Annotated in this window: 17 protein-coding genes and 1 tRNA gene; 8 read left to right on the top strand and 10 right to left on the bottom strand. The window is 69.2% G+C overall.

From position 1 onward, the window contains the following. Window positions 1-1,119 (bottom strand): DUF92 domain-containing protein (locus GJ633_RS03110; protein WP_321168883.1); only part of this gene is annotated, 1,119 nt, incomplete at its 3' end. Window positions 1,120-1,380: 261 nt separating this feature from the next. After that, window positions 1,381-2,160 carry an HAD-IIA family hydrolase gene (locus tag GJ633_RS03105; protein ID WP_156587060.1) on the bottom strand — a complete coding sequence of 260 codons (780 nt, stop codon included), beginning with the start codon at window positions 2,158-2,160 and terminating at the stop codon, window positions 1,381-1,383. Window positions 2,161-2,350: 190 nt separating this feature from the next. On the opposite strand from GJ633_RS03105, the gene GJ633_RS03100 reads away from it, so the two are divergent. Next, a complete protein-coding gene (locus GJ633_RS03100; protein ID WP_321168882.1) occupies window positions 2,351-3,124 on the top strand; it encodes a GTP cyclohydrolase IIa in 774 nt (257 codons plus the stop codon). A gap of 139 nt (window positions 3,125-3,263) precedes the next feature. After that, window positions 3,264-3,536, top strand: coding sequence for a hypothetical protein (locus GJ633_RS03095; protein ID WP_156587058.1), 273 nt, complete (start codon window positions 3,264-3,266; stop codon window positions 3,534-3,536). Window positions 3,537-3,569: 33 nt separating this feature from the next. Here GJ633_RS03095 and GJ633_RS03090 read toward each other — a convergent pair whose 3' ends face one another. From GJ633_RS03090 to GJ633_RS03080, 3 genes are all read right to left on the bottom strand, one after another. Further along, window positions 3,570-3,776, bottom strand: a complete 207-nt coding sequence (locus tag GJ633_RS03090) for a hypothetical protein (protein ID WP_156587056.1) — start codon at window positions 3,774-3,776, stop codon at window positions 3,570-3,572. A 359-nt stretch (window positions 3,777-4,135) separates the two neighbouring features. Beyond that, window positions 4,136-4,220, bottom strand: a tRNA-Leu gene (locus GJ633_RS03085). A 66-nt stretch (window positions 4,221-4,286) separates the two neighbouring features. Further along, entirely contained in the window at window positions 4,287-4,640 is a 354-nt protein-coding gene (locus tag GJ633_RS03080) for a ferredoxin (protein ID WP_156587054.1), read from the bottom strand. Between the two features lie 134 nt (window positions 4,641-4,774). Here GJ633_RS03080 and GJ633_RS03075 point away from each other — a divergent pair, with 134 nt between their 5' ends. Continuing rightward, complete coding sequence (locus GJ633_RS03075; RefSeq protein WP_156587052.1) at window positions 4,775-5,677, top strand: Vms1/Ankzf1 family peptidyl-tRNA hydrolase; 903 nt, start codon at window positions 4,775-4,777, stop codon at window positions 5,675-5,677. Between the two features lie 57 nt (window positions 5,678-5,734). Here the strand turns inward: GJ633_RS03075 and GJ633_RS03070 are convergent, their stop codons facing one another. Further along, the gene (locus tag GJ633_RS03070) at window positions 5,735-6,124 is read right to left on the bottom strand and encodes a rhodanese-like domain-containing protein (RefSeq protein WP_156587050.1); all 390 of its coding nucleotides are present in this window, start codon (window positions 6,122-6,124) and stop codon (window positions 5,735-5,737) included. Next, window positions 6,124-6,450 (bottom strand): cupin domain-containing protein, encoded by a 327-nt coding sequence (locus GJ633_RS03065; protein WP_156587048.1) that lies wholly within the window; start codon window positions 6,448-6,450, stop codon window positions 6,124-6,126. The genes GJ633_RS03070 and GJ633_RS03065 overlap by 1 nt, the downstream gene beginning before the upstream one ends. 109 nt (window positions 6,451-6,559) lie before the next feature. Between GJ633_RS03065 and GJ633_RS03060 the strand changes: the two genes are divergently transcribed. Beyond that, window positions 6,560-6,985 (top strand): universal stress protein, encoded by a 426-nt coding sequence (locus tag GJ633_RS03060; RefSeq protein ID WP_156587046.1) that lies wholly within the window; start codon window positions 6,560-6,562, stop codon window positions 6,983-6,985. A gap of 141 nt (window positions 6,986-7,126) precedes the next feature. On the opposite strand, the gene GJ633_RS03055 is transcribed toward GJ633_RS03060, so the two are convergent. Then, window positions 7,127-8,530, bottom strand: coding sequence for an NAD(P)/FAD-dependent oxidoreductase (locus GJ633_RS03055; protein ID WP_156587044.1), 1,404 nt, complete (start codon window positions 8,528-8,530; stop codon window positions 7,127-7,129). 299 nt (window positions 8,531-8,829) lie between these two features. Here GJ633_RS03055 and GJ633_RS03050 point away from each other — a divergent pair, with 299 nt between their 5' ends. The 4 genes from GJ633_RS03050 (at window position 8,830) to GJ633_RS03035 (ending at window position 11,366) form a co-directional block, all read left to right on the top strand. Next, the gene (locus GJ633_RS03050) at window positions 8,830-9,609 is read left to right on the top strand and encodes an MBL fold metallo-hydrolase (RefSeq protein ID WP_156587042.1); all 780 of its coding nucleotides are present in this window, start codon (window positions 8,830-8,832) and stop codon (window positions 9,607-9,609) included. Window positions 9,610-9,794: 185 nt separating this feature from the next. After that, window positions 9,795-10,799, top strand: a complete 1,005-nt coding sequence (moaA, locus tag GJ633_RS03045; protein ID WP_156587040.1) for a GTP 3',8-cyclase MoaA — start codon at window positions 9,795-9,797, stop codon at window positions 10,797-10,799. Between the two features lie 83 nt (window positions 10,800-10,882). After that, window positions 10,883-11,080: a hypothetical protein gene (locus GJ633_RS03040; RefSeq protein WP_156587038.1), complete on the top strand. Its 198-nt coding sequence runs from the start codon at window positions 10,883-10,885 to the stop codon at window positions 11,078-11,080. Further along, window positions 11,070-11,366, top strand: coding sequence for a type II toxin-antitoxin system RelE/ParE family toxin (locus GJ633_RS03035; RefSeq protein WP_156587036.1), 297 nt, complete (start codon window positions 11,070-11,072; stop codon window positions 11,364-11,366). Before GJ633_RS03040 ends, GJ633_RS03035 begins: the two co-directional genes overlap by 11 nt. A 137-nt stretch (window positions 11,367-11,503) precedes the next feature. Here the strand turns inward: GJ633_RS03035 and GJ633_RS03030 are convergent, their stop codons facing one another. Both GJ633_RS03030 and GJ633_RS03025 read right to left on the bottom strand, forming a co-directional pair. Further along, window positions 11,504-11,896 (bottom strand): DUF1648 domain-containing protein, encoded by a 393-nt coding sequence (locus GJ633_RS03030; protein WP_197431206.1) that lies wholly within the window; start codon window positions 11,894-11,896, stop codon window positions 11,504-11,506. 189 nt (window positions 11,897-12,085) lie between these two features. Continuing rightward, on the bottom strand, window positions 12,086-13,138 hold the full coding sequence (locus GJ633_RS03025; protein WP_156587032.1) for a site-specific integrase: 1,053 nt from the start codon (window positions 13,136-13,138) through the stop codon (window positions 12,086-12,088). Between the last annotated feature and the right edge of the window lie 14 nt (window positions 13,139-13,152).

Raw genomic sequence — 13,152 nt, 5'->3', positions numbered from 1 at the left:
GACGAGGAGCGCGCCGGCGATCCCGGCCAGCTCGCCCTGCCACGTCACGGCGCCGTCGGTACCGGGCTCGACCCGACGCAGCGTCGTGATCAGCCGCGGCTCGTCGTAGAGCCCGCCGACCTCCGAAGAGAGGGTGTCGGCCATCGCGGTCGCGGTCGCCCCGGCGAACGCGAAGGCGAACGGCGCGGCCGCCACCCCGAGGTGGTCGGTCGCCGCGTAGCCGACGACCGCGGCCAGCGCGACCGCGGAGTTCGCTAGCACGTTCCCCGTGCCGCGAGCGCCCTCGTTCTCCTGGGCGACGCCGCGGTCGGCCTTCTCGTCGAACCGGTACTTCGAGGCGAGCCCGCCGATCGCGTAGAAGGCCATGAGGGTGAGGAACCACCCCACACCGCCGAGGACGACCGCGAGCAGCGCGGAGAGCACGCCGGTCAACATTCCCGGCACCGAGGCCGTCCCGAGCGCGAACGAGACGTACCCGAGCGCGGCCGTCACCGCGAGCCCCGCGACCAGCAGGAGGACGTCCACTGCCGGGTCGAGCGCGACGAACCCCCACGCGACCAGCCCGACGAGGACGACCGTGATGTGGGCGTCCCGGTCGAACACCAGCGATCGGACCAGCGCGGCCGTCAGGGCGGCCACGACCGCGACGAACACGAGGTCGGCAACTCCGACCGCGAGCGTGTCCGGTGCCGTCTGCGCCCGGACGGCGACCTGTCCGACGAGGGCGGCGACGCTCCCGCCGGCGACGTAGCCCGCGACGAGCGAGAGGTCGGCGGTGACGGCCTGGTGGGAGACGAGCGCGCGGCCGAGCCGGCCGCCGCCGACCGCGAGCGTCGCCGCCGCGAACGCCTCGTACGGCAGCGGCACCGACGGCACCGACGCGAACAGCCCGAGCCCCGCGCTGGCGAGCGCGAAGGAGACGAACCCGTAGAGCCGTTCCTCCTCCCGGTCGCCCGGCAGCGCCAGGATCTCGAACCACTCGCCGTCCCGGACCCGGAAGAAGGCGAAGCCGGCGACGGCGAGGAAGGGGACGGCAGCGGCGTTCCCGAGCGCTGGCGCGAGGACCGCGAGCGCCGCCACCGCGGCGAAGGTACTCGCGCGTCGGAGCCTCCGTGTCACGCACTCGGATACCCGGGACGCGCACTTAACGCTCCCGACAGCGAACCGGGACGGCGGAGGAGCCGCTCGCAGACGGCCGGATCAGTATCGGTACTCGTTGAACTGCACCGCGTGCCCCTCGATCAGCCGAAGCGGACGCTCGGGGGCGTCCTCGTCGTCCGCGTCCGACCGCGTGCCATCTGCACTCATGTCGCGCGAGACGACGCTGTCGAACATAAGTGTTCGCCACGAAACGAAAGTGAATGGAGGAACGACCGGCGGCTACCCGAGGATCCGGTCGACGTCACCGAGGTCGTCGAGCACGTAGTCGGGGGTGATGCCGGCCGCCTCGACGTCGGCGTCGTCGGTGACGCCGGACCGGACGAGCGCGGTGGTCATCCCGGCGCGCTCGCCGAGCGCGATGTCGGTGTCGAGCCGATCGCCGACCACGAGACACGTCTCGGGCGGGTACGGGAGCCGCTCGCGGACCATTTCGATCGCGAGGTCGGAGGGCTTCCCGAGGACGGCGTCGGGGTCGCGGCCGACGACCCCGGCGATCGCGTTGATCACGGCGCCCGACCCGGGGAGGTCCCGATCGGACGCGGGGATGACCACGTCGGGGTCGGTCCCGACGAACGGGACGCCGCGGTCGAGCGTCCACAGCGCGTCACAGAGGTCGTCGTAGTCGAACGAGCGGTCGAGCGACGCGACGAGCGCGTCGGCGGCGTCGACGTCGTCGGTCGTCGCGAGCCCCGCCGCCGCGATCTGGTCCAGGAGGCCCGGCTCGGCGATACAGAACAGATCGTCGGCGGCGTGGTGCTCGTGGAGGTACCGGACCGTCACGGTGCCGGCGGTGAACACCTGCTCGGCGTCGACGTCGTACCCGGCGGCGCCGAGCCGGTCCACGTACGCCGGCGGCGCCTTCGTCGGGTTGTTCGAGACGAACAGCGTCTCGACGCCGGCGTCCCGGAGCCGCCGGTACCCCGCGGGTGCGCCGGGGATCGGATCGTTGCCTCGGACGACCGTGCCGTCGACGTCGAGGACGGCGCCGCTGAACTCCATGGGGCCGGTCCGGGCGCCACCGCCCTATGGGTTGCGGCGGGCGTCCGTCGGCCCAGGACGCGCCGGATCGGCGGTCGAGGGGTGGCGCTGCCGCCGATGGCGGTGGTCTAGACCGTTCCAGATTCGATACTGGTTCCACTACCGGGATAACGGAAGCGTAAAGCGGCGGCGTTCCCAACTGACTGTCACTGTGACGACGACCCAGGTGACGCTCGTCCAGATCGACAACTACGGGCCGTGGACGGTGACGCCGGAGCCCCGCCGGGAGATGGAACTCCAGACGCTCCAGGCCCGGCTCTTCGCGGACGTCGCCCAGTTCCTCGGCCACCGCGACGCGTACGTCTTCTCCACGCGTTTCGACAACATGGTCGCGGTGACGAACGGCGTCGACGGCGACGCGCACGCGACCCTCCAGGAGTCGATCGGGAACCGGTATCCGGTCAGTATCAGCCTCGGGACGGCCGTCGCCGAGCGTCCGATCGACGCGCTCGGAGCCGCGAACCGACGGCTCCAGGTCGCGGGGAGCGCGCAGGACGAGACCCGGACCGAGGTCCTCGGCGGCGAGTACCTCGCCGAGACGGCCGACGCCGACCTCCAGGTCGCGCACTTCGACGTCGTCAACGCGACCGGCAAGTACACCGACCGACTCAACGAGTTCGACACGTTCATCACCATCCAGCGGACCTACGGCTCGCTGATGCGGCACCTCCGGGAGGCCCACGGCGCGCTCGCGTTCTTCGTCGGCGGCGACAACGTCATCGCGGTGTGTCCCGACCTCCCCGAGACCGCCTTCGCCGACGCGATCGCCCACGTGGAACGCGACGTCGACGTCGAACTCCAGGTGGGCGTCGGCCGGGGCGCGTCCGCTCACGAGGCGGGCTTCGCCGCCAAACACGCGCTCGAACACTGCCGGCACGACGGGACGAGCGTCGAACTCTCCGGCGCCCGCGCCGCCGGCGACTGAACGGACACGGAGCCGCGTTCGTGTGTCTCGCGTCGCGCCGTCGAGAGCGGCTCGGATCCGGCTCGACGGCGTAGCTATAATCAACACTGATAATTTGAAGGATACTCTTATGTATCAGCTGGTCGGATCGTTCGACAACATGTCAGAAGACATCGTGTTCGTCTGCACGGCAGACGACTGTGACGCGGGGCCGTGGGAGGGATCGCACGACGCGATGGCTCACTGTTCCGAGCACCCGGAGCACGGGTACACCGGCCGTCCCCGAGCGGAGGTCGACGAGGTTATTCCGGCGACGGCGACGCGGGCGCGGGACAACCGCAACCTCCAGCACAAGGGCCACCCGATGGGCGCGCTCGCACAGCAGGCGAGCGTGTCGGACGGGAGCGAGGGCGCGTTCGCGCGAGACGACTGAGGGCGGACCGAACCGTCTCGCCGCCCGGCCACGTCACGCGTCGTCGAGGAGGCCGAGGTCCTCGGCGACGAGGTCGGCCAGCTGGTCTTTCAGCCCGGGATCGACCTCGGCTATCTCTTCGCCGTCGTGTTTCCCGTCGTTGTGCCGCGCGAGCGCGTCGGTCACGTCGGACAACGGGACCCGGGTCTCCGTCTCGCACTCGGTACACACGATCGGGACGGAGGGTTCATCGGTAGCCATCGTACGCGTAATCGCGACTGGTCGACATATGCCTTCGGGAGCGGTTTCTCGATTCGAATCCCCTCTATGCCGAGTGCTGTCGCTCACGGAGTGCTCGCGACAGCATGCGGGGGAAGGGATTCGAACCAACGAAAGACGGTCCGGGCATGCGGCTCGCTTCGCTCGCCGGTCCGGGCTGCGTCTTTCTGGGTTCGAACCCTTCGAGAGCAGAAGCCTGCGGCTCGCCAACTGCTCGCCGCAGGCATGCGGGGGAAGGGATTCGAACCACGGTCGGACGTGCTCGCTTCGCTGCGCGCGACCTTTCTGATTCGAATCCTCCTAGGCCGAGTGCTGTCGCTCGCGGAGTGCTCGCGACAGCATGCGGGGGAAGGGATTCGAACCCTCGAACCTCTACAGGAGCGGATCTTAAGTCCGCCGCTTTTGGCCAGGCTCAGCCACCCCCGCGCGGGTTCGGGTACCGGCGGGTGGGTCAAACCCCTTTCGGACCCGACGCGAGGCGGAACTGACAGTTCACCAGTCGACGGAGAGCGTCCCGTCGCCGTGCGGGTCCGGCGCGATCTCCTCGTCCGTCCGTCGGTCGACGACGTGGATGACGCCGCGCTCCTTCTTCGCGGGGCACACCTCGGCGGCGCGGACGTTCTCCGCCAGATCGTCCTCGCCGACGTAGTACGAGCGCGGCTTCGCCATCCCGCTCCGGACGTCCATCTCCCAGTTGTCGGCGACCTCGGCGCACTTGCCCGCGCCGAAGCACTTGTTCGCCTCGAAGATGATCTTGTACGGCTTCTCCGCTACCGGCGGACCGTCTCCGCCGACGTCGCTGGCCCGAACCACCTCGTCGCCGTCGGACTCGCCCTCGTCGCTCATGGCCAAACGTCCGCGACGAGGCGACTTTCGTCTGTCGGTTCGATCCGACTTCCGAGGACGACCTGCCGAGAGACGACTGGTGGCCGGATCCCAGTAGACGGGGATTTTTGCCCGTCGGCCGCGCCACCTCGCGTATGCTCGACAGGCTGCTCGGCCGGGCCGAGCTCAAAGCGCGGATCGACGAGCTCGAATCGGAGAACCGCCACCTCGAACGGCGCGTCGAGGCCGAAGAGGAGCGCCGGTCGGACGCCGTCGCCGACCGACAGCGCGCCGAGCGGCGGGTCAACGAGCTCGAACACCGGATCGAGTCGCTGGAGGAACGGCTCGATCGGACGACGAGCGACGAGGCGACCGTCGAGTTCCGTCGCGTGACGGACGTGCGTGGCGACCGCCTGCGCGACGTCCTCGACCGGCTGCGAGGCGTCCGGAGCGCCGACCCGGAGGGGCTGCTCACGGCGTTCGTCCCCGACGACGACGCGGTACCCGAGACCGTCTCGGAGTGGTTCGGCGACCGGTCCCGGCTCGTCAGACGGGCCGCGCCGGCCGTCGTCGTGGCCGACGACGCCGACGCGGTGAGCGCCGCCGTCTCGCCGGCGCTGGAGCCCGAGCCGTTCGACGGCTGGGACGACCGGTTCCGGCTCGACGAGGCGTGGTTCCGCCCGACCGGCCGGTTCGCGTTCGCGCTGGTCCGGTCCGACACGTTCGCGCTCGGCGTGTACGAGGGCGACGACCGGGTCTCGTTCGAGGGGTTCACCTCGGACGTGAAGGAGGCCCACTCGAAGGGAGGGTTCTCGCAGGGGCGCTTCGAGCGCCGTCGCGAGGGACAGATCGACGACCACCTGAAGGAGGCCGGCCGGTCGCTCGCGGCCGTCGACTCCGACGTCGAACGGGTGATCGCGGTCGGCGAACGCAGCGTGCTCGGCGAGGTCCGCGAGCACGCGGACGTGACGGCCGCCGCCGACGCCACCGGCGACCCGGAGGACGCGCTCGACGACGCCTTCCGCTCCTTCTGGACGGCGCGCGTTCACGCCATCTGATAGGGGAACGAGGGGGAGTGAGGAGCAGAGAGAGGTGAAACGAGGGAAAGAGAGGCGTCAGAAGGGCGCGTCGGGCCCCTCGTCGGAATCAGAGCCGGTCGCAGACGCGTCTGTGTCCGAATTCGCCACCAGGTCCCCCACGTCGCGCTCCCACGCCTCGATGCCGCCGCGGAGGCTCTCCACGCGGGCGTCCGCGGTGCCGGCGTAGCTTCCGACGAGGTCAGCCGCCTGCCTGCTGGCGACGCCGTGAGGACAGACAGTGACGATCCGCGAGGCGCCTTCGAGTTCGGCGACGCGGGTCGTCAGCTCGGGGAAGGGGACGCTCTCGCTGCCGGGGATGTGTCCCCGGTCGAACGCCCGGCGGTCGCGGATGTCGACGACGCGCAGTCCCTCCTCGTCGGCGGCGAGCAGCGCCGCGAGGTCGTCGGGATCGATCTCGCCGTCCATCAGCCGAGCGGGCAGAGGCTCGCCGTGATCACGGCTCGCGCGTCGGTGTCGTTTCGGGCGCCGTGGACGGTGCCGCGCTCGTTCGGCACCACCGCCGGCGCCGCGAGCGTCTCCTCGGCGTCGCCGCTGCGGACGGTCGGCTCCCCCTCTATGACGTGGAAGACGTTGGTGGCGTCGGCGTGCTCGTGCGGGTCGACCTCGGCGTCCGGACCGAGGACGAACGCCTTGACGAGCACGTCGTCGGTGACGACGAGTTCGGCCGTCGCGACCTCGCCGCGATCGGGGTGGAGGTCGGAGACGGCGTCCGCGTATCGATCGATCGGCATGTCGCACCGTCCGCGCCGTCGGTACTAAAGTTGCCGGCCGATCGGTCGGCCGCTTCGCGCCGGTGCCGGATGCCGTACCGTTATCCGACCGCCGACCGAACGGCCGGCCATGTACGACCGGATACTGGTGCCGACCGACGGGAGCGAGGCGGTCGACCGCGCGCTCGACCACGCCGTTCGGCTGGCGGCTGACCACGACGCGACGATCCACGCGCTGTACGTCGTCGACCGCCGGATCGCCACCGCACACTCCGGTGATCTCCACGACGAGATCGTCGACGACCTCGAGTCACAGGGGGAGGCGGCGGTCGCCGCCGTCGCCGACCGCGCCGCGGAGGCCGGCCTCGACGTCGAGACCCACGTCGGGCGAGGCACCCCCGACACGGAGATCGTCGAGTACGCCGAGGAGCACGAGATCGACGTGATCGTGATGAGCCCCGAGGGGAAGTCGCCGCGCGAGCGGATCCGGTCGCTCGGGAGCGTCTCCGACCGCGTCGCCGACGACGCGACGGTGTCGGTGTTCCTGGTCAAGTGAGACGTCCGGTGGGCCGTCGCGGCTCTGACCGTCCCGTCGCGTCCCAGACCGGTTCGTCGTCCGTTCGCTCCGTGAGGTTGAGGGCTCCACTTCGAAGTATTGGCGGTTGCACGGCAGCCGCGGAACCGACGAAGGCGGCCGCTACTCCGCGAGCGTCGCCGTCGCCTCCCGGAAGAGACCGTCGAGGATCTCCGGCGTGGTGGGGTGGTACGCGCGGTCGGGCACGTCCCTGACGTCCATCCCCGTCTCGACGACCACCTGCATCGTTTTCGCCATCACGTCGGCGTGATAGTGGAGCCCCTGATACCCGAGGACCGTGCCGTCGGCGCCGACGACGAGCCGGGCGAGTCCTTCCGGCACGTTCTTCGTTTTGAACACCCCGTCGCTCGCGGCCTCGCGGGTGACGACGTGGTGGTCGACGCCGGCCGCCTCGGCCGACGTCGCCGAGTGGCCGACGCGGGCGAAGGGGAGTACCCCGAGCCCGGAGAAAACGACGTGGTGGTGGACGTTCTCGTAGTCCACGAGCGGGTCGCCGTCGCGGTGTCGGCGGACGTTCTCGGCCGCCGTCGCCCCCTGTTCTTTCGCCACGTGGAGGATCGGCTCTTTCCCGTTCGCGTCGCCGACGACGAAGACGCGGTCGTCGTCGCGGGCCTGCATCGTGTCTTCGACCCACCCCTGACCCGGAGCGAGGCGCGTCTCCTCGAGCCCGAGCCGGTCGATCGCCGGGCGACGACCGGTGAACGCGAACAGCTGGTCGGCCTCGATCGCCGTCTCCTCGCCGTCGCGGTCGACGTGGAGCCTGACCCCGCCCGCGTCGGTCGGTTCGACGCGTCGCTCCGTGGTGTGGGTGAGCACGTCCACGCCGAACGCGTCCCGGGAGTACTCGAGCAACGCGTCGCCGAAGGGGTCGTCGGCCTCGTCGAGCGGCCGGGCGTCGTGCTCGATCACCGTGAGGTCCATCCCAGCCGCCTCACTGAGGTACGGCACCAGCTCCATGCCGACGTAGCCGAACCCCATGACGACGCCGGACTCGCCGAACGCGGTCGCGTCGAGCACGTCCGCGCTCGTCGACACCGGCACGTCGTCGATCCCGGGCAACGACGGGAGGTTGACCGTCGAGCCGGTCGCGATCACGACGTAGTCCGGGTCGATCGTCCGGTCGCCGACGGCGAGGCGGCCGTCGTCGACGAACCGTGCGGTGTCGCGGACGAGCGTGACCCCGTCTCGTTCCGCGAGCCCCTCGACGGCGGCGCGACGGTGGGCGGCGAAGTTCGACGTGTGCTCGTTTTTCCGTGCCACGACGGCTTCCAAGTCGACGTCCGGAAGCGGGCCGGAGAGCCGGTCGTCGTGTCGCGCCGCGAACCGGTGTTCGGCCGCCGACAACACCTCTTTCGAGGGCATACACCCGCGGAGGATACAGAGCCCCCCGCCCGGGTCGCCGTCGTCGATCAGCGTCAACTCGATCTCGGGGTCGTCCGCGAGCCGCTCCGCGGCGGCGACGCCGGCGCTGCCGTACGCGCCGACGACCGCGACGTGCGTGGGCATACTCCGACCCTTTCGGCCGGGCCACATAACCGTTCCGCGGAACGGTAACCGACCGACAGACGCGGTCGGTTCCGGGTCGATCCCGCGACGAATCGGAGGCGACGTCGCAACACGCTTAAATAGAGCTGTCACCGTCGGTGATCCACGATGTGGCGTGAGGGAGGTCGATCCCGAAAGAGAGAGGAACTGACACGGGAACCCGGAACCGACGAAGAGGCGCCACGGTCCGGTCGCGCGCTCGCGGTCGGATTGCACCGCGACGGGGTCGCTTCCGGCGCCGGAACGGAACCGCTCAGCTGATGGACCTCACCGTTCTCGGCTCCGGCAGCGCGATGCCGGTCCCCGACCGGGCGCAGGCGGGCTATCTGCTCGAAGACGGCGGCCGGTCGCTGCTGGTCGACTGCGGCGAGGGCGTCCTCCACCGGTTGTCGGACACCGACCCCGGCTACGAGGGCGTCTCGACCGTCCTCCTCACGCACCACCACCTCGACCACGTCGCCACGCTCTTGCCGCTCGTGAAGGCCCGGTGGCTCGCGGGCGAGGAACACCTGGAGGTCGTCGGTCCGTCGGGCACGAAGGCGCTCGTCGACGGCCTGCTCGGCGTCCACGAGTACCTCGACGGGCGAATCGACCTCGGGATCCGCGAGGTGTCGGCGTCGCGGTCGTTCGCGGCGGCCGGCTTCGACGTCGCCGCCCGCGAGACCCGCCACTCGATGGACGGTCTCGCCTACCGGTTCGCACCGCCGAGCGCGGACCTCGATCCCGCGGACGGCCCGCTCACGCTCTCGGGCGACACGGAGGCGTTCGCCGGGATGGCGTCGTTCGCCGACGGGTCCGACCTGCTCGTCCACGACTGCTCGTTCCCGGACGGGACCGACGTGTCGAACCACCCGACGCCGACGTCTCTCGGCGAGTCGCTCGCGGGCGTCGACGTCGACCGGCTGCTCCTCTCGCACCTGTACCCGCACACCGGCGGCCGGGAGCGGGAGATGGCGCGCAGTGTCCGGGAAGCGGGGTTCGACGGGACCGTCGAAGTCGCGAGCGACGGGCTCCGCGTCGACGTCCCGACGCGCTCGTGAACGACGTCGGCCGGCGCGCCCCCGCCGACCGTCAACGCGTCCCCACCGACCGTCAACGCGTCCCCACCGACCGGCACGAACGATCCCGAGAGCGCCATCGGATCGCGGTTGCCGTAACCACGATACGTTACACACCCGCACGATCGACCCGGATGCTTAAGCGGTCCTAGTCGCTCCGTTCGGACATGGCGGTGCCACTCGCGGACGACTTCGGGCGGGAGGTGACGGGAGTCCGAATCTCGCTCACCGACCGGTGTAACTTCGACTGCGTCTACTGTCACAACGAGGGGCTTGGCGACACGCGCGGGCCGATGGAGCCGAGCGAGGACGAGATGAGCGCGGACGACGTCGTCCGCTTTTTGGAGGTCGTCGAGGGGTACGGCATCGACTCGGTGAAGCTCACCGGCGGCGAGCCGATGCTCCGGCAGGACCTCGAAGAGATCGTCGAGCGCGCGCCCGACTCGATGGAGGTGTCGATGACGACGAACGGGACGTTCCTCCCCGGCCGCGCCGAGGACCTGAAGGCCGCGGGGCTCGACCGCGTGAACGTCTCGCAGGACGCGCTCGATCCCGACGACTTCGCGGAGGTGACGAAGTCGGGCGCGTACGAACAGGTGTTGGAGGGCGTCAGAGCCGCCGTCGACGCCGGACTCGACCCCGTGAAGCTCAACATGGTGGTGTTCACGCACACCGCGGGCTACGTCGAGGAGATGGTCGAGCACGTCGCCGACAACGAGGGACTCCAGCTCCAGCTCATCGAGTACATGCCGGAACTCACGGGCAAGCCCGAGTGGAACATCGACATCGGACGGGTCCACGACTGGCTCGCGGAGAAGGCCGACCGGGTCGAGCACCGCGAGATGCACGACCGCAAGCGGTACTTCGTCGGCGAGGACGCCGACGGCGAGGGCGGCGGCATGGTGGAGATCGTCGACCCCGTCGAGAACGAGGACTTCTGTGCGAACTGCGGCCGCGTCCGCGTCACCCACGAGGGGTACCTGAAGGGCTGTCTCAACCGCAACGACGACCTCCGGTCGATGGGCGAGATGACGCGCGACGAGATCGCCGAGGCGTTCGAGGCGGTCGTCGCGAACCGCGTCCCCTACTACGGCGAGTACCTGGTCGAGAACGACGAGGGCGAGTACGAGATCAACGAGGAGTACCTCGGGACGCCGAGCGCGGCGGACTGAAACCGGCCGCGACCGCGTAGTTAAAGCGCCCGCAACCGTTTTGATTGTAAACGTTGTAAGGACTGACAGCGAGTCCAGTACACATGGCGAACGCCAGCAAACGGATTCCGGTCACCGAGGAGCGGTGGAAGGAACTGAACGACCTGAAAGAGGCGGGCGAGACGTATGACGACCTGCTCGGAGAGCTGATCCAAGAGCACCAGCGTCGGCGGCTCGCCGAGCGGACGAAGGCGGTCCGCGAGGCGGACAGCGAGGACCTGACGTCGCTCGATGAGCTATGAGGTCCTCCTCGCGGAGGAGGCCCGCGAGTACGTCGCGGCGTTAGACGAAAAGAGCGCGCGGATCGTGAAGAACAACCTTCGAAAACTGGCAGCGGACCCGTATCCGAGACCGAACTCGGGATCGGGAGACAGAGAGAAGCTCGTGGTCGACGGCGAGACACTCTACCGGTTACACATCGGTCGAACCCACACCGCGTTCTATGACGTGCTCGAAGCGGAAAACGAGGTTCGCGTGATCGAGATCGTGGACATCGACGAGGCGCACAAACGATACGGGTTCGATTAGTTCGCGCTGTACGCGTCGTCGGTCCGGGCGATCGCAGGGTTCGCTCCCACGAGAGTACTCGTCGTCCGGGCGAGCCTCCATCCTGTATCTCCTCCACTGGTCGCGGGTCGCTCGGAACTGGGCGGTGCAGGCGACCGCTATCTCGTTTCGAACCAGACCGCCACGGCCACCACGCCGCCGGCCAGCGCCAGCGTGATCGGGACGATCGGCACGTCGTACCCGAGGTTCACCCCGAACACCATGACCTGAACGCCGAGCAGCAGGAGCATCGCCAGCGAACCGACGATCCGCTCGCCGACGTCGCTGCCCGAGACTTCGAACAGCACGCTCAGGAACACGACGAGCGCGGGCATCGACAGGACCGCGATCGGCTTTCCGACGAAGCTGTCCGGTTCGCCGGCGGCGTTCCAGTGGATCGCCATCTGGTCCGGGAGGGCCGCGTGGAGGGCGACGCCGAGGGCCAACAGCGCACCGGTGACGAGGGCGGCGACCGCCCGCTGTCGAGCCAGGAGTCGTGCGGGGGCGTTCATGTCGGCCGGGAATGGTTCGGACCGGCAAATAGGTTTCCGGCCTCGGTTCGCTCTCATCGCGGCGTTCGCACTCGGCGACTACGAAGGCCTCGCGAGCGAGACGAACGGGGAAGCTCGGTGTGCGTGACGAAGGCGTACGGGCACGGTGGGGTCTGGCGATTTGGCGGTTTGCGGCGTGGAGTTCCGGGTTCATAGGTCGGGGAGGAAGTCGGTGCGTTGCTCTGCCTGTTCTCGGTCGGACCGTCGGTCGTAGTGGCGACTCAGAATATCCTCGCTCGCGTTCAGCCGATCCTCGACGATGCGCCGCGGAACGTCCTCGCGACGGTAGAAGGTCACTCGACCGCTCCGCACGTCGTGGGGAGATCGCGCCGACGGGCACTTGCTCGCGTGGTCGATGTTCGTCGCCTCGCACGAGTCGATATCCCGATCGTGCGGGCAGCCTTCTCCGCGCCAGCAGGGGCGGGTGACTCGATAGAGCGTTTTCCGGAGCGTGTTGCCCGCCGGTCGACCGTACCTGGTCGTGATCAGGGGCTGCCGGTCGTACTCGTCGGTCACCTCATCCCGGTGGTAGTCGATGTAGTCCGTGATGTACCGAGCCGCTTTCTGACTGATTCGGTTCCAACGGGTGCCTGACTCGTGGTTCTTGAGTGGAGTTCCGGTCTCTGGGCGGTGAACGAAGTGGACTGCCGGACCGGAGAAACGCGGGTGCGTCCCGTCGAGGTCGCAGTCTTCGAGGTCGAGGCCGCGGACAGCGCCGGTCCGCGCCCCGGTTTCCCACATCAGGAGGAGAGTGATGTGATCCCGAGACGCCGGCTGCGCGTTTTCGAGGTAGTCCAGAATCTCGATGGCGCGGTCGGGTTTGAGCGTAGACTCCGACACGTCCTCCCCGTTCTTCATCGTCGGGAGGGTGAGCTGTTGGTACAGCTCGGGGTCGACGGCATCGATGTCGCCAGCGAACCGGAGGAATCGACGAAGCGTCGCCAGCTGACTCTTCAGGGTGACGAGCTTGATCGGGTCGCGCCCGTCGCCCTTCCCCTCTCTCCGCCAGGTGCGGTATCGGTAGAGGTCGCGGCCAGACACTTCGTTCAGATTCTCGATCCCCTCTTCGTCGCAAAATTGGATGAAGGACCGGAGCCGGTGGTACTCACTCCGCCGCGTCGACTCCGAGTGTTCGTCCTCCATCGCGCTGTGGAACATCTCCACGGCGTCGACCGGGGAGATCGGTTCGAGGTCGTCGCTCATCGATTGTAGCACCC

Source organism: Halorubrum sp. CBA1125 (assembly GCF_009742825.1).
Taxonomy (GTDB): domain Archaea; phylum Halobacteriota; class Halobacteria; order Halobacteriales; family Haloferacaceae; genus Halorubrum.
This window is presented reverse-complemented; position numbering and strand designations above follow the sequence as displayed.

What these genes read in the sequence shown, in the direction of transcription:
- GJ633_RS03070 (WP_156587050.1), bottom strand. Translation starts at nt 6,124, where the DNA reads ATGGACGGCGAGATCGATCCCGACGACCTCGCGGCGCTGCTCGCCGCC.
- GJ633_RS03105 (WP_156587060.1), bottom strand. Translation starts at nt 2,160, where the DNA reads ATGGAGTTCAGCGGCGCCGTCCTCGACGTCGACGGCACGGTCGTCCGA.
- GJ633_RS03040 (WP_156587038.1), top strand. Translation starts at nt 10,883, where the DNA reads ATGGCGAACGCCAGCAAACGGATTCCGGTCACCGAGGAGCGGTGGAAG.
- GJ633_RS03025 (WP_156587032.1), bottom strand. Translation starts at nt 13,138, where the DNA reads ATGAGCGACGACCTCGAACCGATCTCCCCGGTCGACGCCGTGGAGATG.
- GJ633_RS03055 (WP_156587044.1), bottom strand. Translation starts at nt 8,530, where the DNA reads ATGCCCACGCACGTCGCGGTCGTCGGCGCGTACGGCAGCGCCGGCGTC.
- GJ633_RS03050 (WP_156587042.1), top strand. Translation starts at nt 8,830, where the DNA reads ATGGACCTCACCGTTCTCGGCTCCGGCAGCGCGATGCCGGTCCCCGAC.
- GJ633_RS03090 (WP_156587056.1), bottom strand. Translation starts at nt 3,776, where the DNA reads ATGGCTACCGATGAACCCTCCGTCCCGATCGTGTGTACCGAGTGCGAG.
- GJ633_RS03030 (WP_197431206.1), bottom strand. Translation starts at nt 11,896, where the DNA reads ATGAACGCCCCCGCACGACTCCTGGCTCGACAGCGGGCGGTCGCCGCC.
- GJ633_RS03065 (WP_156587048.1), bottom strand. Translation starts at nt 6,450, where the DNA reads ATGCCGATCGATCGATACGCGGACGCCGTCTCCGACCTCCACCCCGAT.
- GJ633_RS03075 (WP_156587052.1), top strand. Translation starts at nt 4,775, where the DNA reads ATGCTCGACAGGCTGCTCGGCCGGGCCGAGCTCAAAGCGCGGATCGAC.
- moaA (WP_156587040.1), top strand. Translation starts at nt 9,795, where the DNA reads ATGGCGGTGCCACTCGCGGACGACTTCGGGCGGGAGGTGACGGGAGTC.
- GJ633_RS03080 (WP_156587054.1), bottom strand. Translation starts at nt 4,640, where the DNA reads ATGAGCGACGAGGGCGAGTCCGACGGCGACGAGGTGGTTCGGGCCAGC.
- GJ633_RS03095 (WP_156587058.1), top strand. Translation starts at nt 3,264, where the DNA reads ATGTCAGAAGACATCGTGTTCGTCTGCACGGCAGACGACTGTGACGCG.
- GJ633_RS03060 (WP_156587046.1), top strand. Translation starts at nt 6,560, where the DNA reads ATGTACGACCGGATACTGGTGCCGACCGACGGGAGCGAGGCGGTCGAC.
- GJ633_RS03035 (WP_156587036.1), top strand. Translation starts at nt 11,070, where the DNA reads ATGAGCTATGAGGTCCTCCTCGCGGAGGAGGCCCGCGAGTACGTCGCG.